The 23773-nt window shown below is 59.2% G+C and carries 27 protein-coding genes; 25 read left to right on the plus strand and 2 right to left on the minus strand.

Annotation, left to right across the window (positions count from 1 at the left end; translation table 11 throughout):
* The first annotated feature begins 173 nt into the window (after positions 1-173).
* The 25 genes from bcor_RS02975 (at position 174) to bcor_RS03095 (ending at position 22450) form a co-directional block, all read left to right on the plus strand.
* Positions 174-1298: a GuaB3 family IMP dehydrogenase-related protein gene (locus tag bcor_RS02975; RefSeq protein ID WP_033497092.1), complete on the plus strand. Its 1125-nt coding sequence runs from the start codon at positions 174-176 to the stop codon at positions 1296-1298.
* A 271-nt stretch (positions 1299-1569) separates the two neighbouring features.
* Complete coding sequence (locus bcor_RS02980; RefSeq protein WP_148303946.1) at positions 1570-2133, plus strand: hypothetical protein; 564 nt, start codon at positions 1570-1572, stop codon at positions 2131-2133.
* A 39-nt stretch (positions 2134-2172) separates the two neighbouring features.
* Positions 2173-4146, plus strand: coding sequence for an AMP-dependent synthetase/ligase (locus bcor_RS02985; RefSeq protein WP_033497370.1), 1974 nt, complete (start codon positions 2173-2175; stop codon positions 4144-4146).
* A 5-nt stretch (positions 4147-4151) separates the two neighbouring features.
* Positions 4152-4634, plus strand: a complete 483-nt coding sequence (locus bcor_RS02990; RefSeq protein WP_033489995.1) for a peptide deformylase — start codon at positions 4152-4154, stop codon at positions 4632-4634.
* 233 nt (positions 4635-4867) lie between these two features.
* Complete coding sequence (gene rpsB / locus bcor_RS02995) at positions 4868-5692, plus strand: 30S ribosomal protein S2 (RefSeq protein WP_033489996.1); 825 nt, start codon at positions 4868-4870, stop codon at positions 5690-5692.
* 75 nt (positions 5693-5767) lie between these two features.
* On the plus strand, positions 5768-6622 hold the full coding sequence (tsf, locus tag bcor_RS03000) for a translation elongation factor Ts (RefSeq protein WP_033489997.1): 855 nt from the start codon (positions 5768-5770) through the stop codon (positions 6620-6622).
* Positions 6623-6852: 230 nt separating this feature from the next.
* Complete coding sequence (gene pyrH / locus bcor_RS03005) at positions 6853-7665, plus strand: UMP kinase (RefSeq protein ID WP_081830771.1); 813 nt, start codon at positions 6853-6855, stop codon at positions 7663-7665.
* Positions 7666-7767: 102 nt separating this feature from the next.
* Positions 7768-8322: a ribosome recycling factor gene (gene frr, locus bcor_RS03010; protein WP_033489998.1), complete on the plus strand. Its 555-nt coding sequence runs from the start codon at positions 7768-7770 to the stop codon at positions 8320-8322.
* A 24-nt stretch (positions 8323-8346) separates the two neighbouring features.
* Entirely contained in the window at positions 8347-9336 is a 990-nt protein-coding gene (locus bcor_RS03015; protein ID WP_033497090.1) for a phosphatidate cytidylyltransferase, read from the plus strand.
* 97 nt (positions 9337-9433) lie between these two features.
* The gene (gene rlmN / locus bcor_RS03020) at positions 9434-10621 is read left to right on the plus strand and encodes a dual-specificity RNA methyltransferase RlmN (protein WP_033490000.1); all 1188 of its coding nucleotides are present in this window, start codon (positions 9434-9436) and stop codon (positions 10619-10621) included.
* A gap of 119 nt (positions 10622-10740) precedes the next feature.
* Positions 10741-11517 (plus strand): imidazole glycerol phosphate synthase subunit HisF, encoded by a 777-nt coding sequence (gene hisF, locus bcor_RS03025; protein ID WP_033497089.1) that lies wholly within the window; start codon positions 10741-10743, stop codon positions 11515-11517.
* A gap of 124 nt (positions 11518-11641) precedes the next feature.
* Positions 11642-12076, plus strand: coding sequence for a phosphoribosyl-AMP cyclohydrolase (gene hisI, locus bcor_RS03030; protein WP_033497087.1), 435 nt, complete (start codon positions 11642-11644; stop codon positions 12074-12076).
* 42 nt (positions 12077-12118) lie between these two features.
* Positions 12119-14224 carry a tryptophan synthase subunit beta gene (gene trpB / locus bcor_RS03035; protein WP_033497084.1) on the plus strand — a complete coding sequence of 702 codons (2106 nt, stop codon included), beginning with the start codon at positions 12119-12121 and terminating at the stop codon, positions 14222-14224.
* Complete coding sequence (trpA, locus tag bcor_RS03040; protein WP_033497368.1) at positions 14224-15099, plus strand: tryptophan synthase subunit alpha; 876 nt, start codon at positions 14224-14226, stop codon at positions 15097-15099. Before trpB ends, trpA begins: the two co-directional genes overlap by 1 nt.
* 37 nt (positions 15100-15136) lie before the next feature.
* Positions 15137-16102: a prolipoprotein diacylglyceryl transferase gene (gene lgt / locus bcor_RS03045; protein WP_051875635.1), complete on the plus strand. Its 966-nt coding sequence runs from the start codon at positions 15137-15139 to the stop codon at positions 16100-16102.
* 36 nt (positions 16103-16138) lie between these two features.
* Entirely contained in the window at positions 16139-16804 is a 666-nt protein-coding gene (gene rpe / locus bcor_RS03050; protein ID WP_033490006.1) for a ribulose-phosphate 3-epimerase, read from the plus strand.
* A 30-nt stretch (positions 16805-16834) separates the two neighbouring features.
* Complete coding sequence (locus bcor_RS03055; protein WP_033490849.1) at positions 16835-17098, plus strand: phosphoribosyl-ATP diphosphatase; 264 nt, start codon at positions 16835-16837, stop codon at positions 17096-17098.
* 51 nt (positions 17099-17149) lie between these two features.
* On the plus strand, positions 17150-18001 hold the full coding sequence (hisG, locus tag bcor_RS03060) for an ATP phosphoribosyltransferase (protein WP_033490007.1): 852 nt from the start codon (positions 17150-17152) through the stop codon (positions 17999-18001).
* 4 nt (positions 18002-18005) lie between these two features.
* Positions 18006-18620: a CDP-alcohol phosphatidyltransferase family protein gene (locus bcor_RS03065; protein ID WP_033497364.1), complete on the plus strand. Its 615-nt coding sequence runs from the start codon at positions 18006-18008 to the stop codon at positions 18618-18620.
* Positions 18613-19572, plus strand: coding sequence for a DUF881 domain-containing protein (locus tag bcor_RS03070; RefSeq protein ID WP_033497082.1), 960 nt, complete (start codon positions 18613-18615; stop codon positions 19570-19572). The genes bcor_RS03065 and bcor_RS03070 overlap by 8 nt, the downstream gene beginning before the upstream one ends.
* A gap of 2 nt (positions 19573-19574) precedes the next feature.
* The gene (locus bcor_RS03075; RefSeq protein WP_033490011.1) at positions 19575-19907 is read left to right on the plus strand and encodes a small basic family protein; all 333 of its coding nucleotides are present in this window, start codon (positions 19575-19577) and stop codon (positions 19905-19907) included.
* A 7-nt stretch (positions 19908-19914) separates the two neighbouring features.
* On the plus strand, positions 19915-20745 hold the full coding sequence (locus bcor_RS03080) for a DUF881 domain-containing protein (RefSeq protein WP_081870327.1): 831 nt from the start codon (positions 19915-19917) through the stop codon (positions 20743-20745).
* Between the two features lie 6 nt (positions 20746-20751).
* Positions 20752-21192: an FHA domain-containing protein gene (locus bcor_RS03085; RefSeq protein ID WP_033490012.1), complete on the plus strand. Its 441-nt coding sequence runs from the start codon at positions 20752-20754 to the stop codon at positions 21190-21192.
* A 32-nt stretch (positions 21193-21224) separates the two neighbouring features.
* On the plus strand, positions 21225-21860 hold the full coding sequence (locus bcor_RS03090) for a MerR family transcriptional regulator (protein WP_033497080.1): 636 nt from the start codon (positions 21225-21227) through the stop codon (positions 21858-21860).
* An 89-nt stretch (positions 21861-21949) separates the two neighbouring features.
* Positions 21950-22450 (plus strand): hypothetical protein, encoded by a 501-nt coding sequence (locus bcor_RS03095; protein WP_148303947.1) that lies wholly within the window; start codon positions 21950-21952, stop codon positions 22448-22450.
* 136 nt (positions 22451-22586) lie between these two features.
* Here bcor_RS03095 and bcor_RS03100 read toward each other — a convergent pair whose 3' ends face one another.
* The gene (locus tag bcor_RS03100; RefSeq protein ID WP_420796645.1) at positions 22587-23318 is read right to left on the minus strand and encodes an HAD hydrolase-like protein; all 732 of its coding nucleotides are present in this window, start codon (positions 23316-23318) and stop codon (positions 22587-22589) included.
* Positions 23319-23374: 56 nt separating this feature from the next.
* Positions 23375-23722: an RNA polymerase-binding protein RbpA gene (locus tag bcor_RS03105; RefSeq protein WP_033490019.1), complete on the minus strand. Its 348-nt coding sequence runs from the start codon at positions 23720-23722 to the stop codon at positions 23375-23377.
* Positions 23723-23773 lie beyond the last annotated feature (51 nt).

Consider the following 23773-nt stretch of genomic DNA (forward strand, 5'->3'; position numbering starts at 1 on the left):
GAGCAACCGAGGCGTCAACCCGATCGGGGTACGCGACACGCGCCTCATTACCTGTCATATCTAGACCACGATTGTTTCCCGCGGTCACAGTGGCGTAATCTGCCCGTAGCAAGAGTCGGGAAGGACCACAGTGGTGCCTTCGGGGTCATAGAGGGGCATTACCCTTGGTGGCTATGACACAGGAAATTGAAATCGGTCTCGGCAAGAAGGCCACGGTGGCCTATACCCTCGACGACGTATCCATCCTCCCTTCGAGGAGGACCCGCGATCCGCAGGACGTATCCACGTCCTGGCAGGTGGATGCCTACGAATTCGATATCCCCCTTGTCGCGGCCCCCATGGATTCGGTCACCAGTCCCGAAACTGCCATTGAGCTCGGCAAGTTGGGAGGATTGGGTGTTCTGGATCTGGAAGGTCTCTGGACAAGATACGAAGATCCCAGGCCGCAGTTCGAGCGCATCGCCGGAGCCGATCCCGACCAAGCCACCAAGGTCATGCAGAGTGTCTACCGGGAACCCATCAAGCCCGAGCTGATCACTCGGCGCCTGCACGAGATTCGGGAAGCCGGGGTTACCGTGGCGGGTGCCTTGTCACCCCAGCGGACCCAGGAGTTCTACTCGACGGTGGTGGAAGCCGGCGTGGACCTCTTCGTGATTCGCGGCACGGCCGTTTCGGCGGAACACGTGTCAAGCAATCATGAGCCCCTCAATCTGAAGCAGTTCATCTATGACCTTGACGTCCCGGTCATTGTGGGCGGAGCAGCCACCTACCAGGCCGCCCTTCATCTGATGCGTACCGGTGCAGCAGGCGTCCTGGTGGGGTTCGGTGGGGGCGCCTCGTCCACCGACAGTGCCACCGTCGGCATTCAGGCACCCATGGCAACGGCCATCGCCAACGTGGCCGAGGCACGCAGGGACTACATGGATGAGTCCGGCGGCAGGTATGTTCAGGTCATTGCCGACGGTGAGACCGGTACATCCGGATCCTTCATCAAGGCATTGGCCATGGGGGCGGACGCGGTCATGCTGGGTACCCCTCTCGCAAAGTCGACGGATGCTCCGGGCCGGGGGATGCACTGGGGTGCCGAGGCGCACCATCCAGACCTGCCCAGAGGCCGTCGTGTACGGGTCGACCGGGTTGGTAGTCTGCATGACATCCTCTTCGGCCCGAGCAGTAGGACGGACGGGAGCCTCAACATGATCGGTGCCCTTCGTCGTGCCATGGCCTCGACCGGGTATGTGGACGTGAAGAGCTTCCAGCGCTGCAAGGTCGCTGTGGCGGCAGGACTGCAGGTCTGATTCGTTTCTGATTGCAGATATCAACCGGCCGGGCTTGCGCGCTCCGGCCGGTTTTCCATGACGGGTTACTTCATTGGCGCCGTGGTTGTCGCCGATGGTATGTGCAGGTTTCTGTTCGGAAGCCCGTAAATGTGACCTGACACACACTTCACTTTTCCTCTTCCCCTTCATAGCGTTGGTTTCGTGTTGTCGACCGATCCGGAATCCTCCGGGCGGCCATGCCGCGAAGTTGTTCCTCGGGGGAGGACCGCGCCTCAAGCGCATGATTATTATGCTCAATACAAATCCGAACGCCATAGATCTTGTTCCCGTGTGGGAAGACAAGCAAAACCAAACACCAGCCGACAGGGGCAAGTGGGGGACGCCCCCGCAAAGGTTAAGTGGTTATGAAGAGACGATTCTGATAGGGGAGTCGAAGATTCCCGTCAATGTCAGAACCGTCAATCACTTCGGTGCCGAAGAAGCCACCGAAGGTCGGACCATGGAGACCTTCGTGTCCAATCTCTGTTCCCTGGTCATGCGGTCATTCGAATTCCTGCGTGGTCGGCTGCCTCTCGCCCCTTTGGAACATATCTGCTCATACGGCTGTCGGAAACGCTTGCGTGTCTTCGCTGGGTTGCTGGGGGCCACCAAATTGGGCGTTGCCGAGGTGGGTGCCAAAGGAGCCGAGATACATCTGCCGCTTGTTCCCAGGACTGTGGAGATTTACCGCTCTTCACCCAGGGAGTACAGCGTCACCTTGGGCTTCTTGGTAGGAGAATCGCCGATTCTTGCCACTGAAGTCGTGAGATTGCTCGGCTCCCGGTGGGTCTGTACGGAACTCGATTTGGGATAATGAAGCATCTTGGCAGGTATCCGCCATATGATGGTTCCTATGTTGCGCGAATATACGGTCGAAATCCAACATCCCACGACCGACAAAGACACCATCTACTCCCTTCTGGCCAATCGTACGGCCAGGGATCCGGAGGAGTTGATAGCCCAGTGGCAAGACCCGCTGACCAGGAACTGGCATGACGTCAAAGCAGGGCAGATGTCGGAGCGGGTCCGCGCCGTGGCCAAGGGAATGCTGGCCCTGGGGGTAACCAAGGGAAGCACCGTGGTGATCTACGCCCCGACCAGTTATGACTGGGGGGTGACCGACTTTGCCTGCGCCGCCATCGGAGCCGTCTCGGTTCCCATCTATGAGACCGATTCAGCCCGTCAGGCCCAGAAGATTGTTCAGGATGTGGACTGCGTCCTGGCCTTCGCGGGCGATTCCGACCATTCCCAGATACTGGAACAGGTCAGAGGTTCATCACCCAAGCTCAAGTATGTCTTCAACTTCCAGGCGGGCGGCCTGAACGCGGTCAGCGACTTCGGGCAGTCCATCTCGGATGAGCAGCTCGACCAGGCCATCGCCCAGATCAAGACCGACGACCTGGCCACCATCGTCTATACATCGGGATCCACAGGTGAGCCCAAGGGGGCCATGCTCACCAATCGCAACTTCATGCATATCGTCTTCGTCGGTTGGGACGTGCTTTACCATATGCTGGCGGCCCCGTCCCGCCTGATGCTCTTCCTGCCCCTGGCCCATTGCTTCGCCCGCTACATTCAATATGTCGCCATCGGCGCCCAGGGTGTGGTCGGATACGTCTCCGGATCAAAGCACCTCCTGAGCGATTTGCGCACCTTCCGTCCCACCTACCTTCTGGGCGTCCCCAGGGTCTTCGAGAAGGTCTACAACGCCGCCTCGCAGAAGGCCGGCACCGGACTGGCCGGCAAGGTATTCGCCAAGGCCGCCGAACATTTCACCAAGTGGTCCAAGGACGAACAGGAGGGACGCGGACATTCGCCGCTCACCCGTCTGGCCCATGCTTTCTATAGCAAGACGGTAGGCAGCACAATCAACTCCGCCCTTGGTTCCAACCTAAGCTTCCTGGCCTGCGGTGGCGCACCCATGAACGCCGACCTGGCCCACTTCTTCAACGGAATCGATGGCATCACCTTCATTCAGGGATATGGGATGACCGAAACGGCAGCCCCCTGCATCGTCAATTTCGAGGATGCCAACAAGGTGGGTTCGGTCGGTCGGCCCGGCTCGGGAATCACGGCCAGGTTGAGCGATGATGACGAACTCATGGTCAAGGGCCCCAGCGTCTTTTCGGGGTACTACAAGAACCCCGAGCTGAATAAGACGGTTCTGGACAAGGACGGTTGGCTCCACACCGGTGACCTGGCCCAGATAGACGACCAGGGCTTCGTCTACATCACCGGCCGCAAGAAGGATGTCATCATCACTGCAGGTGGTAAGAACGTGAGTCCGGCCCCCATGGAGGATGCCATCTGCACCTGCCCGATCGTCTCACAGGCTGTGGTCGTCGGCGATGGAAGGCCCTTCATCGGTGCCCTGTTGACCCTGGACGAGGGGATGCTCAAATCCTGGCTGACATCACAGGGGTTGGATGCCGACATGACCATGGAGGAGGCCAGCCGCAACGACGCCATCCGAGCCTTCATCCAGCAGTACGTGGACCAGGCCAACAGTGATGTCTCCCGTGCCGAATCGGTCAGGAAGTTCGTCATCCTCGATAAGGACTTCAGCGAAGAGGATAAGACCCTGACGCCGAGCATGAAAGTCGTTCGACCAGAGGTCCTTCGGCAGTATGCCGACGTGATCGACAAGGTCCTTTACGCCCCCAGGAGCACAGGCAAGGCCCCGACTGCCAACCCCCTGGTGACCAAGGCGAAGACAACCGTAAGCGACTCACTGGCCAGCGTATCGGGTAAATTCCGTGAGACCACAGCCCGCGTAGAGACCAGGACCGATTCCGACAATCAGGACGAGAATACAAGCAAGGAGTAAGAGTAGTGGCGATTCGTACGATCAGAGTGGTTCCCGACCCGGTGTTGCGCACCCCCTGCGATCCGGTCAAGACCATTACACCGGCCGTGAGGAGTCTGGTGCAGGACCTGGTCGACACCGTTGATGATCCAGGCAGGGCTGGTCTGTCGGCCAACCAGATCGGGGTCGGTCTGCGAGTCTTCTCCTACAACATCGGCGGCAAGGTGGGGTATATCATCAATCCCGTCATCGATGAGACCCAGGGGGAGCAGTACGGTGAGGAAGGTTGCCTCTCCCTTCCGAATCTCTGGTATCCGACCCGAAGGGCCGAATATGCCAAGGCGCACGGAATCAACCTGGATGGGCAGACCGTCACCCTGGAGGGTCGCGGAATCATGGGCAGGATGATTCAGCATGAGTGCGACCACCTGGATGGGCACGTGTACATCGATCGTCTTGAGAAGGAAGCCAGGCGGAAGGCCATGCGCGAACTTCGTTCAGGTCGATGACGGTCTGAACGGCTAGTCGGTTACCTGATTTGAAATCGCCCTGGGGTGGTACACTGGAAAGAGTGTGCCATATGGTGGAAGTCGCTGTCACGGGTGGTCTTCCGCAATCCTGTACCCAACCCAGGCACGCATAAATCGCGTCATGTCCGCGACGCCCTGTGTCGGTCGGCCCTGTCAAGAGCTGCACGCAGGCGCGCATGACCAGGCAATAACCGACAATGAAAGGCAATGACATGGCACAGATCACCATGAGCGAGATGTTGAAGGCCGGCGTTCACTTCGGGCATCAGACCCGTCGCTGGAACCCCAAGATGAAGCAGTACATCCTGGTGGAGCGTAACGGAATCCACATCATCAACCTCTTCAAGTCGCTCGACATGATCGACAAGGCTTACGACTTCATCAAGGAGACCGTGGCCCACAACGGCACCGTCCTCTTCGTCGGCACCAAGAAGCAGGCCCAGGAAGCCATCAAGACCCAGGCCACCAGGGTGAACATGCCCTACGTCTCCGAGCGTTGGCTGGGCGGCATGCTGACCAACTTCCAGACCGTCACCAAGAGGGTCGGTCGCTTGAAGGAACTTGAGGAGATGGACTTCGACGACGTCCGTGGCTCCGGTCTGACCAAGAAGGAACTGCTCCTGCTCCGTCGTGAGAAGGACAAGCTGGAGCGCCAGCTGGGCGGTATCCGCAACATGAACCGTACCCCCTCCGTGCTCTTTGTGGTCGACATCAACAAGGAGGCCCTGGCGGTCGCGGAGGCGAAGAAGCTGGGTATTCCGGTTGTGGCCCTGGTCGACACCAACACGGATCCCGAACTGGTCGACTACCCGATTCCCGCCAACGATGATGCAATCCGCGGCGTGGAGCTCCTGACCAGCCTCATGGCGGATGCCGTGGCCGATGGTCTTCTGGAGCGTTCCGGGAAGGCCGCCAAGGCCGAAGAGACGGGTGATCAGCCCATGGCCGAGTGGGAGAAGAACCTGCTCGAGAACAAGGAAGGCGAGGATAAGCCTGCCGAGGAGACCCCGGCTGCTCCTGCCGCCGAAGCCGAGTGATACGGGCTTCCTGAACCACCATATTGTTTCTTTCCGTCCCGACCGGGTGTCGGGGCGGTTTAGTGAGGAGTTGTTATGGCAAAGATCACCGCTGCACTGATCAAGGAGCTGCGTGACCAGACCGGCGCCGGAATGATGGACGTCAAGAAGGCCCTGACCGAGGCCGATGGTGACATCGCCCGCGCCAAGGAGATCATCCGCGCCACCGGTATCCAGGCGGCAGGAGCACGCGAGGGTCGCAAGGCCCAGGAGGGTCTGATCGCCTCCACCATCACTGATGGTGGGCAGGGACAGATCGGCTATGCAGTCGAGCTCAATTCCGAGACCGATTTTGTGGCCAAGACCCCCCAGTTCGTGGACTTCGGCAAGGAAATCATCGAGGATGTGGCCAAGGCCGACGCCTCTGATGCCGACCAGGTCTCCAAGGCTCCCTCCAAGGCCGGTACCGTCAACGATACCGTTGAGGAGGCGGGTGCCCTCTTCCATGAGCATGTGAAGATCGGTCAGGTCGCCAGGGTCGAGGGTCCGCACGTCGAGATCTACGCCCACCGGAAGTCGGCTGAGATGCCCCCGTCCATCGTGGCCATGATTGCCACTGATGAGGCCGGCGCCTCGGTAGCTCATGAGGTTGCCCTGCAGATTTCGGCCATGAGCCCCAGGTGGCTCTCCCGTGAGGACGTCCCTGCTGATGTGGTGGAGTCCGAGCGTCGTGTGGCCACTGAGAAGTCACAGGCTGAAGGCAAGCCCGAGCAGATCATCCCCAAGATTGTCGAAGGGCGCCTGAACGCCTTCTTCAAGGAGAGTGTTCTGCTTGAGCAGCAGTATGTGAAGGACTCTTCCAAGACTGTCGGCGACCTCTTCAAGGAAACGGGCGGCAAGGCTCTGTCCTTTGCCCGCATCGAGGTCGGCACGGGTGACGACGAGGAGTAAGTCGTGACCGGTGCCTCTTCGGCCCGATAGGATGTTCCGCTCAAGGGAGGCGGCCCGTGTGGTCGCCTCCCTTGTTGTATTCCGGCGGGGCTCGTTTTGTAGACCTTTACTGACCGTGTTCTACGGCCCGCCTCTTCAGAACCCTGTCCGTCCCAGTGTTGTCGGTCTTTGAAGGTAGCCTGAGTGACGGTTCATAGGCCTGGTATATCAGCATTAAGGATGGTTCTTGCATGACCCGATCTGGCAGACTTGAAGGCGAATCGTTCGGAGGACGTTCTTTGCGGTGCATCGTAGACAATGTTGAAAGTGGTGGTCATACAACCCCCAGGAGGGTCCTTCTCAAGCTGTCGGGTGAGGCCTTTGGCGGCGGACAGGTCGGCATCGACGTCGAAGTCGTTCAGCGTGTGGCCAAAGAGATTGTTGAGGCCGTCAGAACCGGTGTCCAGGTGGCGATTGTGGTCGGCGGAGGCAACTTCTTCCGTGGTGCAGAACTCAGCCAGGCAGGCATAGAGCGTTCACGAGGCGACTACATGGGTATGCTGGGAACGGTCATGAACTGTCTTGCCCTTCAGGACTTCCTTGAGCAGGAGGGGCAGGCCACGCGTGTTCAGACCGCAATCACCATGGGCCAGGTCGCTGAACCCTACATTCCCCTGAAGGCCATCAGGCACTTGGAAAAGGGCCGTGTTGTGATTTTTGGTGCCGGTGCCGGACTTCCATACTTCTCGACCGATACGGTCTCCATCCAACGTGCCCTGGAGATTCACTGTTCCGAGGTTCTCATGGGCAAGAACGGCGTTGACGGTGTCTACACCTCCGACCCCCGTAAGGACTCTTCGGCCAGCATGTTCACACGCCTGAGCTACCAGCGCGCCCTGGTCGACAACCTGGCGGTGATGGATGCCTCGGCCCTGTCCATGGCCAGGGACAACTCTATGCCGATTCGTGTTTTCGGCCTGGAAGGGGAAGGCAACGTTACGGGCGCCCTCCAGGGTAAGGAGCTTGGCACGTTGGTCATGAACGGGGAGGACGTCGCCCTCTGACGGCAGGCCGCCGCCTTGGCCCAGCAGGGCCACAGGCCTTACAGTAGTTGATAGGCAGAACCTGCAATAAGCAGGAATGCACCCAGCAGCAAGGAGCAGATCATGACCACAGTGGTGGATCAGGCCAAGGACCAGATGGACAAGACCATCGAGGCCACGAAGGAGAACTTCGCGGGTATACGGACCGGAAGGGCCAATCCCTCCTTCCTCAATGACATCATGGTGGACTATTACGGTGCTCCCACCCCGATCAAGGCTCTGGCCTCCATCGGTGTACCTGAACCCCGAACCCTGGCTGTGACCCCCTTTGATGCTTCTCAGGCCGGTGCGGTGGAGAAGGCCATCAGGGATTCCGATTTGGGCGTCAATCCGAACCGTGACGGAAACGTAATCCGGGTGACCATGCCCGAGCTGACCGAGGATCGTCGCCGCGACTATGTCAAGATCGCCAAGACCAAGGCGGAGGAAGGCAAGGTCGCCGTCCGCAATATCCGCCGTAAGGTCAAGGAGGATCTTGAAGCCAAGGTCAAGGATGGGGATCTTGGCGAGGATGAGGGCAACCGGCTCCAGAAGGAGCTAGAGACCGTCACCAAGCAGAAAAGCGACACGATTGACCAGCTGCTGGAAGCCAAGGAGAAGGAGATTCTCGAGGTCTGAACCACTCGGGAGAATCCACTGTTCATGAGCACTAAGGAAAGTTCCGCCGAGAAGGCAGGGCAGGATGCCGTCGCATCCCTGAACAAGCGGACCGGGCGCAACATGCCGCAGGCGGTGGCCACGGGTGCGCTTCTGGTTATTCTCATCCTGGCCTGCATCCTGATTCGTATAGACGCGTTCATCTACCTGATCGTCGTCTTCATGACCCTGGGTCTGTGGGAGCTCAGGGTGGACTTCGCCACCGTCGGCTTACACATACCGGTGGTTGAGCTGTGGGTCTGCTCGGCTGCCACCATGCTGGCCTCTTTCTACGCATCGGATCACGTCGCAGTCATGACCGCTGGTGTCCTGACCACGGCCCTGGTCGGGGCTCTCGCGGCCACCCGCGAACATCATCTTGGAGGTCGTCTGGTCAAGGCCGTGGATGCCAAGTTGTCGGGGAAGAATGCCGATACGATGGCCGATGCCTCATATGATGACGATACGGTCTCATCGAGCTCAAATACAGTCGCAAACGTGGGTGTCACCATCCTGACCGTCGTCTACGTCACCCTTCTGGCCTGTTTGATCACCCTGCCGATCTCCTTAGGAGAGCACCCTGCCGCGCACGCCTTCATGGTGATTTTCCTGCCGGCTCTGAGCGACATCGGTGGTCTCCTCTTTGGATCCCTCTTCGGCAAGCACAAAATTTCGCCCCGCATCTCACCGAGCAAGTCCTTGGAGGGGTTGGTCGGTTCCATGCTCTGCTGTCTGATAGGAGCCTTGGTCATCTTTGCGTCAACCTACCCCTCGGCGCAGTGGGGCCGGATATGGTGGGTGGCTCTGGTCATGGGTGTCATGGTGGGAGTGACAGGCACCGTCGGCGACCTGAGTGCATCACTGATCAAGCGTGACCTCGGCATCAAGGATATGGGCCATCTGCTCAAGGGGCACGGCGGGGTTTTGGACAGGGTGGATTCCATCCTTATGTCTGCGCCCTTCATCACCCTTGTCCTTTTGGTCACCGGCCTGTGACCGGGAAAGATGGTCCGATTCACATGTGCATCTCCTGGTGTCTTCGGGTGAGCGGCACCAACCCTTGTAAATAGCAGATACTTGATGAGGTAGAGGTATGACAGACCTTGAGGTGACCGGTACCGAACCTGAGACCGGCATTACCCCGGGAGGCAGGGACGGTGCCTTCAGAGACGTCCTGGCGGCGGACCATGCCCGAAGGGGCAAACCGCCGCGCCACTTCACGGACATGGATGAGCAGGAGCGGCAGGAAGTATGTACCGGAATGGGACTGCCGAAATTCCGCGTTTCACAGCTTGCCAACCATTACTTCAATCATCTCTCCACGGACCCGGCTGATTTCACTGATTTCCCGGCCGCAAGCCGTGCAGAGGCCGCGCAGCGCTTCTTCCCGGAGTTGATTACCCCGGTCACTGTACAGGAAGCTGATCGGGGAACGACCATCAAGACCCTTTGGGAGCTCTTCGACGGCTCGCGGATCGAGTCGGTACTGATGCGCTATCCCTCCAGGGCCACCCTGTGTATCTCCAGCCAGGTTGGTTGCGGCATGGGTTGCCCCTTCTGTGCAACCGGCCAGTTGGGACTGACCAGGAACATGTCGACAGGCGAAATCCTCGAGCAGGTCAGGGCAGCCTCCCGGATGATGCAGTCAGGCCAGGTCGCCGGTGGTCCGGGTCGTCTGAGCAACATCGTCTTCATGGGGATGGGGGAGCCCATGGGGAACTACAAGGCCGTCCTTTCTGCAGTAAGGCAAATCAGCGCTCTTCCACCCAAGGGATTCGGCATCTCGGCCAGGAATATCACCGTCTCGACGGTCGGTGTGGTCCCTGGTATCCGCAAGCTGATCAACGAGGGGATTCCGGTCCGCCTGGCTGTCTCCCTCCATGCTCCCAGCGACAAGCTTCGTGATGAGCTGGTTCCCATGAACCGACGCTTCAACACCGCCCAGGTCCTGGACGCGGCGCACGATTACTATCTGGCGAGCGGCAGACGTGTGAGCATCGAGTACGCCCTGATGCGAGGCATCAACGACCAGGCCGAACATGCCCAGCTTCTGGCCAAGCGGCTTAACCACTACGGGGACGACTGGGCACATGTCAACCCCATACCGTTGAACCCAATTGAAGGATCGCGCTGGACGGCATCCAAGCCGGAAGACGAGAAACGCTTCCTGGACATCCTCCACAAGGCCGGTATTGCTGCAACCATGAGGGATACGCGTGGCTCGGATATTGATGGTGCCTGTGGGCAGCTCGCCGCCAAGTCCATCAAGCTTCAGGCCTGATATGGCGGGTTCGCACTCCGGATGTTCCCGGTCTGCAATGTGGACGTGCTTTGAAGGCTGATGGGTAGGGGCGATAGAATGCCATTCAGGCGCTTGATTCGGGGAGGAAGGTGGATGGCATGACGGTAGCGGTTCGTGTCATTCCCTGTCTGGATGTCGATCAGGGCCGTGTGGTCAAGGGTGTCCATTTCAAAAATCTGCGAGACGCAGGGGACCCTGTCGAGTTGGCATCCGCTTACTACAAGCAGGGTGCCGACGAACTGACCTTTTTGGATGTTACTGCGTCGGGGAATGGTCGGGCCACCATGGTGGACCTGGTCAGGCGCACCGCCGACCAGATTTTCATCCCACTGACGGTCGGCGGAGGGGTGCGTACCCCCGAGGATGTCGACACCTTGCTGCGATCAGGCGCCGACAAGGTCGGTATCAACACGGCAGCCATTGCAAACCCTCAGGTCATTGGTGATATAGCCAGGCGCTTTGGGCGCCAGGTTCTTGTGCTTTCAGTGGATGCCCGCCGTTCGGATGCGGAAGGAATCACTTCAGGATACGAAGTGACCACCATGGGAGGGCATCGGTCCACGGGCATCGACGCCATTGATTGGGTTAAGCGGGCCCAGGAGCTGGGAGCAGGCGAGATTCTGCTCAATTCCATGGATGCGGATGGTACCCGTCAAGGGTTCGATCTTGAGATGATCTCCGATGTGCGCAAGGCCGTCACCCTTCCTCTCATCGCCAGTGGCGGTGCCGGTCGTGCAGCCGATTTCCCTCCTGCCATCAAGGCAGGGGCCGACGCGGTTCTGGCGGCTTCCGTCTTCCATTTCGGGCAGGTTTCCATTGAGGATGTCAAACAAGCGCTGCATGCGGCCGGATACCCGGTTCGATGGCAGGCCTGACCGGATCTGTTGGGATTCTGGCGCAACGAGGATTATCCAGTCCGAGCGCAAAAACCGAACCATGGAAGATGGGTGGCCCGGGATTGGTCGGGCAAATCACTTGAACCAAGGAGGTTGGGGACCGATGTCACAGTCTTCGGACGATAGGGGACAGCAGTTGGACCCGGCCATAGCGGCCCGGCTCAAGAAAGACTCCATGGGCCTGGTGACCGCAGTCATCCAGCAGTATGACAGTCGTCAGGTGCTCATGGTGGGATATATGAATGAAGAGGCCCTCAGACGAACCCTGAGCACAGGGAGGGTCACCTTCTGGTCCCGCTCCCGACAGGAGTACTGGCGTAAAGGGGATACCTCCGGACACGTCCAGTACGTAAAGGGGGTCAGCCTGGACTGTGACGGTGACGCCCTTCTTGTCGAGGTCGACCAGGTAGGTGCGGCCTGCCATACAGGGACGAGGTCATGCTTCGAAGCGGGAGGACCCCTGCCGGCTGTCCAAGGTGGCCTTGGTCAGGCGGATATTCCTGGCGTGGAGGGGGAGTCGCGTGCAGAAAGACGCTAAGGTTGTGCAGGTGAAACAGAGGAAGTTGGAGGGAAGGGCTCTATGACTGTCTTGGACGAACTGGTGGCCGGTGCCGTGGAGGATGCCAGGGCCCGGGTACGGGAGATTCCCCTGGAGAAGCTCAAGGAGCAGGTCGGGGGGATGAAGCGTAGGCCGCTGGATGTCGCCCGCCTCCTCAAGGAGAGCGCCGGCATTCCGGTCATTGCGGAAATCAAGCGTGCTTCACCCTCCAAGGGGTATCTTGCCGATATCAAGGATCCCGCCGCCCTTGCCCGTCAGTATGCCAACGGCGGGGCCGCGGCCATATCGGTCCTGACCGAGGGCAGGCGATTCCTGGGGTCCTTGGAGGACCTTCGCAAGGTCAGGGAAGCCGTGGGCATCCCCGTCCTCAACAAGAACTTCATCGTCTCCGACTATCAGGTCTGGGAGTCCAGGGCCAACGGGGCCGACATGATCCTCCTGATTGTGGCCGCCCTGGACGACACCAGGCTCAAGCACCTGCTTGCCCTGGCCGAGAGCCTGGGATTGACCGCTCTGGTCGAGACCCATGATCGTGAGGAGATCGAGCGGGCGATTGCGGCTGGTGCCAAGGTAATCGGTATTAATGCCAGGAACCTGAAGGACCTGAGCGTCGATGTGGACCAGTATGCACGCTTGGCCGCCAACCTGCCTGCTGATGTCGTCAAGGTGGCGGAATCCGGGGTTTTCGGAACGGTTGAACTTGAGCAGTATGCCAGGGCCGGGGCCGATGCGGTCCTGATCGGCGAGGGTCTGGTCACCGCCCAGGACCAGGAGGGGGCGGTCAGGGTGCTGGTCCAGGCCGGTCACAAGTTCAAGGCCGCTGAGGCCTTGCCCTTCTCGACTCATGACGGTCCGTACTTCGGCCCCTACGGCGGACGGTACATCCCCGAGGCTCTGGTAGGTGCACTGGACGAATTGGAAAGGGTCTACAAGGACGCCAAGGCTGATTCGGCCTTCCAGGCGGAGCTGAGCAGGCTCAACCAGGTTTACGTCGGCAGGCCCTCCGCTCTGACCCCTGCCCCCCGGTTCGCCAAGCTGATCAGTGATCGCGTCGGCGGTCAGGTCAGGGTCTTCCTGAAGAGGGAGGACCTGAACCATACCGGAGCCCACAAGATCAACAACGCCCTGGGTCAGGGTCTGCTGGTCAAGCGTATGGGGAAGAAACGTGTCATTGCCGAGACCGGTGCCGGTCAGCATGGAGTGGCCACGGCCACCGTCTGCGCCCTCCTCGGCTTGGAGTGCCGGATATACATGGGGCAGATAGATGCCCAAAGGCAGGCTCTGAACGTGGCCAGGATGCGGATGCTGGGCGCCGAGGTCGTAGAGGTGACCACGGGGACCAAGATACTCAAGGATGCCATCAACGAGGCCCTGCGCGACTGGGTGACCAATGTGGAGACAACGCACTACCTCCTGGGTACGGTTGCAGGTCCCCACCCCTTCCCGACCATTGTCAGGGATTTCCAGAAGATCATCGGTGAAGAGGCGTCCGGACAGCTCTCTGCTTACGGCATCGACCACCCTGACGGAGTGGTGGCCTGCGTTGGTGGAGGCTCCAACGCCATCGGCATCATGAACACCTTCCTGGATGATTCCCGGGTCTCTCTCTATGCCTACGAGGCCGGTGGAAACGGACCCAAGAGCGGCAAGCACGCCATCCGCCTGACGCCTGGAACAGGTCAGGTCGGTGTCTTTCAGGGGGCGAAGTCCTACCTCCTGGAGGACGAACAGGGCCAGACCGTGGACACCTACTCGATTTCAGCAGGTCTGGATTACGCCTCGGTCGGACCGGAACATGCCTGGTTGCGCGACATCGGCCGGGTCAAGTACGACTATGCGACCGACCAGGAAGCCATGCAGGCCTTCAGGGAACTCTGCCGGACCGAAGGTATAATCCCGGCTCTGGAGTCCTCGCATGCCCTGGCTGGTGCCAGCAAAGCCGCAGCGGATCTCCTTTCAAAGGGAGTCAAGGATCCCGTGATCCTGATCAACATCTCCGGCAGGGGCGATAAGGATATGGACACCGCGGGTAGGTGGTTCGGCTATCTGGCCGAGGACGAGGCCGGAACCCCGGAATCCGATGGCGGACATGACCAGAACGGTCGAGTGGATGAGGAGGCCCGATGATGGTCAACCAGTCAAAGCAGGAATCACCCGCCCAGCCCAGGGGTTTCAGCCGTGCGATCAGTCCGGTGGCGACCACCCTGGAGACCCTCCGTCAGGAGGGCAGGCCTGCCTTCATCGGCTACTTCCCGTACGGATTCCCCGACGTGCCCACATCCTTGGAGGCCATGCGGGTCATGGTCCAAAACGGGGTCGATATCGTTGAGATTGGACTGCCCTACAGCGATCCTGTCATGGATGGCCCGGTGATTCAGGCTGCCAGCAAGTGCGCCATCGACAATGGGGTCAAGGTTGAGGGTGTCTTCGAGGCGGTACAGCAGGTCCAGGAGGCCGGGGCAAAGGCCCTGGTCATGAGCTACTGGAACCTGATCATGCACCACGGTGTGGCAACATTTGCCCAGCACATGGCTGAGGCCGGTGGGGCTGGACTGGTCACTCCTGATTTGATTGTCGACGAATCGGGGGAGTGGATAGAACAGTCTGACCGGTATGGCCTTGACCGAATCTATCTTGTCTCGCCGGATTCGACTGATGAGCGTCTGCAGCTCACGGCCCGTGCAGCCAGAGGATTTGTCTACGCAACCTCTCGGATGGGAGTGACCGGGGAAAGAGCAAGCGTGTCCGAGTCGGCAGAGGCACTGGTGGCAAGGGTCAGGCAGGCCGGAGCTCCGTACGTATGCGTGGGCATAGGCGTTTCGACCGTTCGGCAGGCCTCCCAGGTCGGTACCTATTCGGACGGGGTCATAGTCGGGTCGGCTCTTGTGCACTGCTTCCTGGATGACCAGGGCAGACCACGCAGGGACCGCAGGCAGGCACTGGATGCCCTGGCTTCGACCTGCTCCGATCTGCATTGGGGAATTTCCCAGTCCAAGAAGTGAGCGGGCTGTAAAGCCCAGGGTCTAAACTGTGGGCCTTATGACGCTTGCCTATATTCCATCGCCAGGGGTATCCAGCATTCAACTGGGCCCGGTCACAATACGGTTCTACGCATTGACCATGCTCCTGGCCATCATTGTGGCCGCCTGGATCACGGCCCGCCGCTGGAAAAAGGAGGGCGGCCGGTCCGATCAGATTCTGGACATCGCCATCTGCGCGGTTCCCGCCGGCATTATCGGCGCACGGCTCTACCACGTTGTCACCACGCCCGAGCGGTACTTCGGGGCCAATGGCAACCCGGCAAATATCCTACGAATCTGGCAGGGCGGCCTGGGCATCTGGGGGGCCGTGCTCCTTGGGGCCTTGGCGGCATGGGCCTGGTGCCGTCACAAGAACTATCCGACCGCCCTCCTGGCGGATAGTGTGGCCCCCGCACTCCTGGTTGCCCAGGCCATCGGGCGGTTGGGCAATTGGTTCAACCAGGAGCTGTACGGTGCTCCGACCACCCTTCCTTGGGGTCTGAAGATCGATGCTGCAGGTTCCGCCATCGGCAGCAGTGAACAGTGCTATGACGGGGCCACCTGTCCTGTCGGCACCCTGTTCCATCCGACGTTCCTGTATGAGATGATTTGGAATCTGATCGGTGCCGCCCTCTTGGTATGGGTGGGACACAAGGCGGTGAAGGTACTCAAGGCCGGTTCCCTGTTTGCCCTCTATGTGATGTGGTACACATTGGGCCGCACCTGGATCGAGTCACTTCGTATCGACTTCGCGCACGAGTTCCTCGGTGTGAGAGTCAATGTCTGGGTTTCCGTGGTGGTCTTCATCCTGGCGGGTATCGCTCTTGTGACTATTGCTCGCACAGGCAAGCCGACCCCTCTGCTATCTGAAAAACTGCGAACCATCACCGAGTTGGAGGAACGTCAGGAGGCCCAGGCCGAGGGAAGACGGGACAAGGGTGACGGAACCAAGGCCAAGGATGCGGACAACAGGGACATGAATTAGTTCCACAGGTCTGTCGTACACCCTAGAATAATCTTCATGAGCATTCAGATAGCACCTAGCATCCTGTCCGCCGATTTCGCCAACCTGGAGAGGGACCTCAGGGCCATTGCCAACGCCGATATGGTCCATGTCGACGTGATGGACCACCACTTTGTTCCCAACCTGACGCTTGGTGAGCCCGTGGTGGAACGCATCTGCCAGGTGACGGATCTTCCGGTGGATGTGCATCTGATGATCGAGGATCCCGACCGCTGGGCTCCGGAATTCGCCAAGCTGGGCGTTGCATCCGTCACTTTCCATACCGGGGCTGTTCATGCTCCTGTCCGGCTGGCACGCCAATTGCACGACATGGGGGTCAAGGCCTGCCTGGCCGTGCGTCCTGCCGAACCGGTTGAGCCGATTTTCGACATTCTCGACGAGTTTGACATGATTCTGGTCATGACCGTAGAGCCGGGCTTTGGCGGGCAAAAGTTCCTGGACAATCAGATGGCCAAGACCCGTCGTCTCCGTGACCAGATAACCGCACGGGGTCTGGATACCCGCATCCAGGTGGATGGCGGAGTGAGCCCCGCTACGGCACCAATCGTGGCAGAGGCGGGAGCCGATGTCCTCGTGGCGGGTTCAGCCGTATATGGTGCAGATGACCCGGCCAAGGCCATCGACCAGATTCGGCAGGCCGCCCAGGAGAGCTATAGGGACTGATTGGTCCATGGGGAGAATGGGGATGACCAGATGAAGACCTTCGAGGAGCTGTTCGAGGAACTCTCGACCAAGGCCGAGTCCCGCCCGGCAGGTTCGCTGACCGTGGACGAGCTGGACAAGGGTACGCATTTCATCGGTAAGAAGATTGTCGAGGAGGCCGGGGAAACCTGGATTGCGGCCGAGTACGAGGGCGCGGACAGGACGGCCGAGGAGATGAGCCAGCTGCTGTATCATCTACAGGTCATGATGATTGATCGGGGCATCAGCCTGGAGGATGTATACAGGCATCTGTGAGCCTTCCACCATCCCGTCGTAGAATCACTTCCGCTCTATAAGGAGGTTGCCGTGCTGAAGGTCGCGGTGCCCAACAAGGGTATGTTGTCACAGCCTGCATGGAGGCTGCTGTCGGAGTCCGGCTACCGTTTGCGCTCCAATGACCGGCAACTGGTGGTTGAGGATGCGGACAACGGTATCGAGCTCTTTTACCTCCGCCCGAACGACATAGCGGTCTATGTTGGCCTGGGCACCGTCGATCTGGGCATTACCGGTCGTGATCTCCTCCTGAACTCCGGCACCCGCGCGGTCGAGACCATGCAGTTGGGATTCGGTGCCTCCACTTTCAGATTTGCAGCCCCGGAATCCAGTCCTGTCAAATCCCTTGAGGACGTGGACGGCAAGCGGATCGGGACCTCCTTCGATCGTCTGCTTGAAGACTATCTGGCCGGCAAGGGTCTCAAGGCAGAGCTGATCCACCTGGACGGGGCTGTGGAGTCCTCGGTCCAGCTCGGAGTGGCAGACTTGATTGCCGATGTGGTCTCCACCGGAACCACCCTGCGCAATGCGGGACTTCGGGTTTTTGGTGACCCCATCCTCCATTCGGAGGGAATTCTCATCAGGTCGCCGCACCTGAAGCCTGATGATGAACGCTTGTCCGTCCTGTCTCGCAGGCTGGAGGGGGTTCTGACCGCCCAGCGTTATGTGCTGATGGATTACGACATTCCGGTCGAACGTGTTGCCGAAGCCGTCGGTATCACCCCCGGTTTCGAGTCGCCAACGGTCTCGCCCCTGCATGACAAGCAATGGGTGGCAGTCAGGGCTATGGTCCCGAAGGACCAGGTCAACAACCTCATGGACCGTCTCTATGGTGTCGGTGCGCGCGCCATTATCGTAACGGCCCTGCAAGCCTCTAGAATGTAGCATGATGGCTCTGATCGATCGAATCTCACGCAGCAGGTACAGTCCCGAACCCAGGTCGGTGATTCTCACCGTGCCGAATGTCATCAGCCTGCTTCGCATCTGTTCCATACCCCTCATCGCCTATCTGGTCGCCAATCGCCACCTGATTATCTCGCTGGTGGTTCTGCTCATATCCGCCTTGTCGGATGGGGTGGACGGCATCATCGCCCGACGCTTCAACCAGGTGAGCAAGTTGGGGCAGATTCTTGACCCGGTGGCCGACCGGTTGCTTATTCTTTGCTCGATTCTGGCTCTGAGCATGGCCAATATCCTGCCCTGGTGGCTTATGGTCCTGGTGGGTGTCAGAGATGTTCTCCTGGGTATTCTGACACTGGTCCTGGCCCAGCATGATTACGGCCCCCTTCCTGTTCACTTCGCCGGAAAGACCGGTACGGCGGTTCTGATGCTGGCCATACCCGCGCTGATTTTTGCCGATGTGGGCCACAACACGTTCTTCCGTGTCTTCCACCTGGTGGCTCTGGGCGCCGTCATTTGGGGCGTGGCGCTTTACTGGCTTGCCGGGTTGATATATGCCTATCAGGGAATAGGCCTCCTCAGGGCGGACAGTATCCATGACTGAGCCCAGGCTGACTCCGGACTCCTTCCCAGTACCGCCCGACCGGGCCTTGATTCACCGGAGGGCGGTCTTTTCGCATTCGACGGCCAGTCTGGGAACAAGGTATGTGGACCTTCCGACGGAAACGGTTGCGGTGGCGGCGACTCGACGCAGGCGCATGGCCGACGAGTCCCTGAGACTGATTGACGATCTGACCAACCGGCCCATGGACCCCATGTTTGAAGATGCCCGGCTTCTGCCTCGGGAGGGTCGTTCGACCTTCAGCATCTGGTTCAACAGGGTTCTCGTTTTCGTCATCTGTCTCGTGGTGGGTTTGGCCGGCACAGGTATCGTTCAGGTGCTGCATAAGGATCCTCGTCAGAAGGTCCGCGAGAAACTGATCACCCAGGTAGAGGTGGTAAACAAGCGTTCCGACGGGCTCTCCGATGATATATCGTCACTCAGGGGACAGATCGACGGTCTTTCTTCCGAGGCCGGTGCTTCTGCCATCAGTAGGACCCAGGCAAATGATGACGTAGCCAACGGGTCCTCCCGCGTCAAGGGGGACGGTATTGTCCTGAACCTGGCCAACCCCATTTCTTCCAAGGATTCTCCCGAAAAGAACGACCAGATCAAAACGGTGACCGATCAGGATCTCCAGTGGTTCCTGACCAAGCTCTGGTCCGCCGGGGCCGAAGCCATAGCCATCAACGGGAACCGAATTGGTACGCAGACCTCAGTCAGGACGGCCGGGCAGACGATTCTCGTGGGGACGACCTCCATCCAGGCCCCATACCAGATCGAGGCCATCGGCGATCAGTCCAGTCTGGAGAGCATCCTCGACCGTGAGGACCTACAGGGGAGGCTCAACGGCTTCAAGAAGGCCAATATCACGGTCAACATCTCCAAGGAGAACGACATCACCATGAATGCAGTCGGGCTTCCCAACCTTTCCTATGCCAAAAGGAGTCAGTGATTATGGCGGCAATTCTCGGACTGGTCCTAGGGGTTGTAGCGGGTATCTTCCTGCAACCCGACATACCCATCGGACTGCAACCCTACCTCCCCATCATGGTGGTGGCGGCCCTGGATGCCCTGATGGGGGCTGTTCGCTCCTACTTCGAGCGCAGCTTTTCCGACAGGGTCTTCGTGGTCTCCTTCATATCGAACGTCATCACCGCGACCCTCCTGGTCTTCCTGGGCAATCAGCTGGGTGTCGGATCCCAGCTTTCCACGGCCGTGATTGTGGTCCTGGGCATCCGCATCTTCTCCAACGTCTCTTCCATCCGTCGTTTCATCTTCAAGGGATGACCGCAATATGAGGCACAGCAGAAAAGACAATGCGGGCGATATGCCCGTGAGCATCCCGCCGAAGACCAAGGTGCAGGTGCATACCAGCGACGATGACATCGAGACCGGCGCCTTTCCTGTGGTTCGCCGCAAGCCACCCAAGTCGCTCAACGCCAATGCCACGAGGGTCAGGATCATTACCAGTGTCCTGGTGGCCCTGATGTGTGCACTACTGGGGTTCGGGTATGCCGTCCAGGTTCACAACAACCGGTCGTCCTATGAGACCCTTTCCGAAGAGGAGCTTGTCCGCCTCCTGGATGAGACCAGCACCCAGGTCGACAAGCTGGAAGAGCGCAAGAGCCAGCTCAACCAACAGCTGACGTCCATCAAATCGGCCGCGGATAAGCAAAAAGAGGCGGCCAGGGTGGCACAACAGAACGAGCAGAACTCAGGTATCCTATCCGGGCGGCTTCCGGCTCAGGGCAGGGGAGTGACCATCACCATTTCCGAAACCTCGGACAGGATTGATGCATCGACCATGTTCAACCTGATCGAGGAGCTGCGTAATGCCGGCGCCGAAGTCATTTCCTTCGGCGATGTGCGCGTCGTTACCAGTACCTACTTCCTGGACACCAAGTCGGGTCTGCAGTGTGACGGAAGAAAGATTGCGGCGCCCTATACAATCAAGGCGATAGGGGACCCGGATGCCCTTCAGAACGCCATACAGATCGCGGGTGGAGTCGGGTCCAGGATCAAGGTCCAATACCATGCCTCAATCAGCGTCGAACAGTCCGATAGTGTCAAAATCGACCAGGTTCGCCGCGGCCAGGATTATCAGTACGCAAAGACTGTAGAATAGAGGACTATGACAGAACCTATTCCAACTGCGGGTGAGACCACCGTCATCGGCATGCCCGCACTGAACATCCCGGTGACGTCCAATGGTGACAGGCCTCTGACCAAGGATGACCTGGAGACGATGGCCCGTCTGCCCGAAGGGACGGCCCTGCTCATTTCGACCAGGGGTGCGGTGTCGGGCTCCCGATACCTGCTTGATCAGGACCAGGTGAGCGTGGGCAGGGATCCCAAGGCGGATATTCTCCTTGATGATTCCACGGTCTCCCGGACCCACGCCATTTTCAGGAAGGTGCCCAATGGCTTTCAGGTCCAGGACACGGGAAGCCTGAACGGAACCTACGTCAACCGCGAACGGGTTGAACAGGCCGATCTTCATAATGGCGACGAGATCATGATTGGCAAGTTCCGGCTTGTCTTTTTTGACAACACGGCGGTTGCATCCAGGTAGTGATCGTTTCTGCAGGGCAGGGGGAGAAGCCGATGGCAAATCGGACGGAATCCGAAGATGGGGGAGTGGTCTCTCATGTTGGCCTTGCACATCAGCCGGTCCAGGGGGAGCTCTTCACTCCTGAGCAGGCCGAAGGAATCACACGCGGTTACCGCGGTACGGTAGCCGCCAAGGTGGCCGGCATCACATACCGGCAGCTGGACTACTGGGCCCGGAAGAGGATTGTCGAGCCGTCCATCAAATCATCGCACGGATCCGGTTCCCGGAGGCTTTACTCATTTAAGGACGTGGTCATCCTCGCCGTGTTGAAACGGCTCCTGGATGCGGGCGTCAATCTGGTCAATGCCACGGCAACAGTGAACTATCTGTCCAGGAGAACCATAACCCAGCTCGAAGATGTGACCGTGGTCTGTGATGGGGATCAGGTCATCGAATGCAGCGGTCCCGATCAGGTCTTTTCACTGATGAAATCCGGGAGGGCCGTGTTCGCCATTTCCGTGGGCGTCATCTGGCGCCGCATGGAAGCGGACCTGGAGGCGTGCGACCATGTTGACCTGGAAAGCGGTCAGATTCGTTCCGGGGTGCCCGACAGGCCGATTGATGAGTTGACGGCCATGCGTATGCGCAAGCGTTTGGAACTCCAGCACAGGCAACGTCAGCAGGCCTGAACAACCTGCATGCAGCAGTAAAGCCTGGAGAGCACCTTTTCCTTCTGCACTGGGCTCTATCCATGGATCTGAGTGAAGAGGGGACGAGGATGACTCACGCACAGGGAAATTCAAAAGCCAGAAAAGCCGCGAAAGTTGCGTTCATCTGTCTGATTGCCTACGGGATGTGCCTACTCGGCACCTGGTTTCTGGCAAATGATGCGAACAGGCATTATGGAAAGACCGAGTTGGCTTACAGGAATGTTCTGGATGCTGCCTATACCAACCAGACATTGATTGAAACCATCAGTGAAGACCGGCAATTCAAAGATGGCGCTGCCTTGCAGTGGGCTCCGGATAAGCCACTCGACATTCCTGATTCACCCTCGGTATCTGTGTCGCCATTTGTCTGGGTCACGGTTATGCGGGCATACAGGGTTTACCGGCTTTGCGACCTGATGGAAGATAGCAGCTTGAATCTGACCACCTACATTGTCCAGGCGGATAGCGACTGTCTGCACAAGGCGGGCTGTCTCTATGAGCCAGGGCACCTGCCTGGTCAGGACGATAATGTGCCATACCCGGCAGTGCCACCAGCTCTGGGCGAGTGAGGCTTGATGGTTCTCTGACTGCACCGCTTATCGAATCTGACATAACGTACATTATCGGCGTTACGGGTTTATTGATGCATATCCGGCATTCCACCGTATTGGTGGGTTGTAGAGGCTTTTCTGTTGCAGAATACCCTCAGGCGAAGTACTCCTTAACGGTATCGGCGAGTTGATCGACTCGGTCGATGACCTTGTATGCGCCATGGTCTTTCAGCTCTCCGGGCTCAGCGTAGCCCCAGCCGCAACCCAGGCAGTCGAGACCCTTCTCTCGGGCACCATCTGCGTCGGTCCACCTGTCGCCGACCATGAGTGCATGGTCACCTCTGTCAGATGAGAATCCAAGCCCCTCAAAGGCATAGGCGATGACCTTGTCCTTGGTGGCGCGGCTATCATCGACGCTGGCCCCGTAGACGGCATCGAGATGGTCACGCAGTCCGAAATACTCGCAGACGGGTATGGCCTGGTACTCGGGCTTGCAGGTGGCCACAGCCAGGGTGAACCCGAGTTGCCTCATTTCATCCAATTGGTCGATTATGCCAGGGAAAACCGAGGCGTAGAGACGACCGGGTACCAAAGTACCGGGATGCGAAGGGTCTTCGAAGGCGGATATGTCGGCGTAGTAATGTCGGTAAATCCGCACGCCACGCTCAATCTGGTCTTCCGGTACATGGTTTCGCCTCAAGGAGACCGAGATGGCCGGGCCGATGAACCGGCGTAAGGCGGCCTCATCGGGCACGGGCAGGTCAAGTTCCTCGAAGACCTTGACCACCGAGGCCAGAATGCCTGGATGTGAGGCGGTCAGAGTGCCGTCGAGGTCAAGCAGCACCACGTTTCGATTCGCCCTGGTGGTCGTCGTGTCCAAGTTCAGAATCCCCTTACCTCTGTATAGGCATAAGAGCAAAAATGATGTAACCGATGGTCAGGTTACTCGTAGTCCGGGAACCAGCCTTCTCTGTGCATCTTGAGGCGCTTGTCGAGGACTGTTTGAAGTTCTTCCTCGGAGCGGCGTTCAAGGAGCATATCCCAGTGGGTCCTGGTCGGCTTTCCGTTCTTGCCGATTTCCTCGTCGTCGTTGCCTTCCAGACGGGCAATCTGGCCACACCGGCACTCCCACTCCTGCGGAATCTCGGCGCCTTCAGCCAGCGGCAGTATGGTCCGATGGCCGTTGGGGCAGACATAGGCGACCTCACTGCGGGCTGCGAAATCCACGTTCTGGTCAGACTCCAGTGATTTTGCACCGATGCTCATGCCGCGTAAGCTGCGCTCTGCCATACTTCCTCCATAACGTTCAGGTCCTGTACTCCCAAGCTACAGAACAGGTTT

The sequence above is a fragment of the Bifidobacterium coryneforme genome, from assembly GCF_000737865.1.
Lineage (GTDB): Bacteria > Actinomycetota > Actinomycetes > Actinomycetales > Bifidobacteriaceae > Bombiscardovia > Bombiscardovia coryneformis.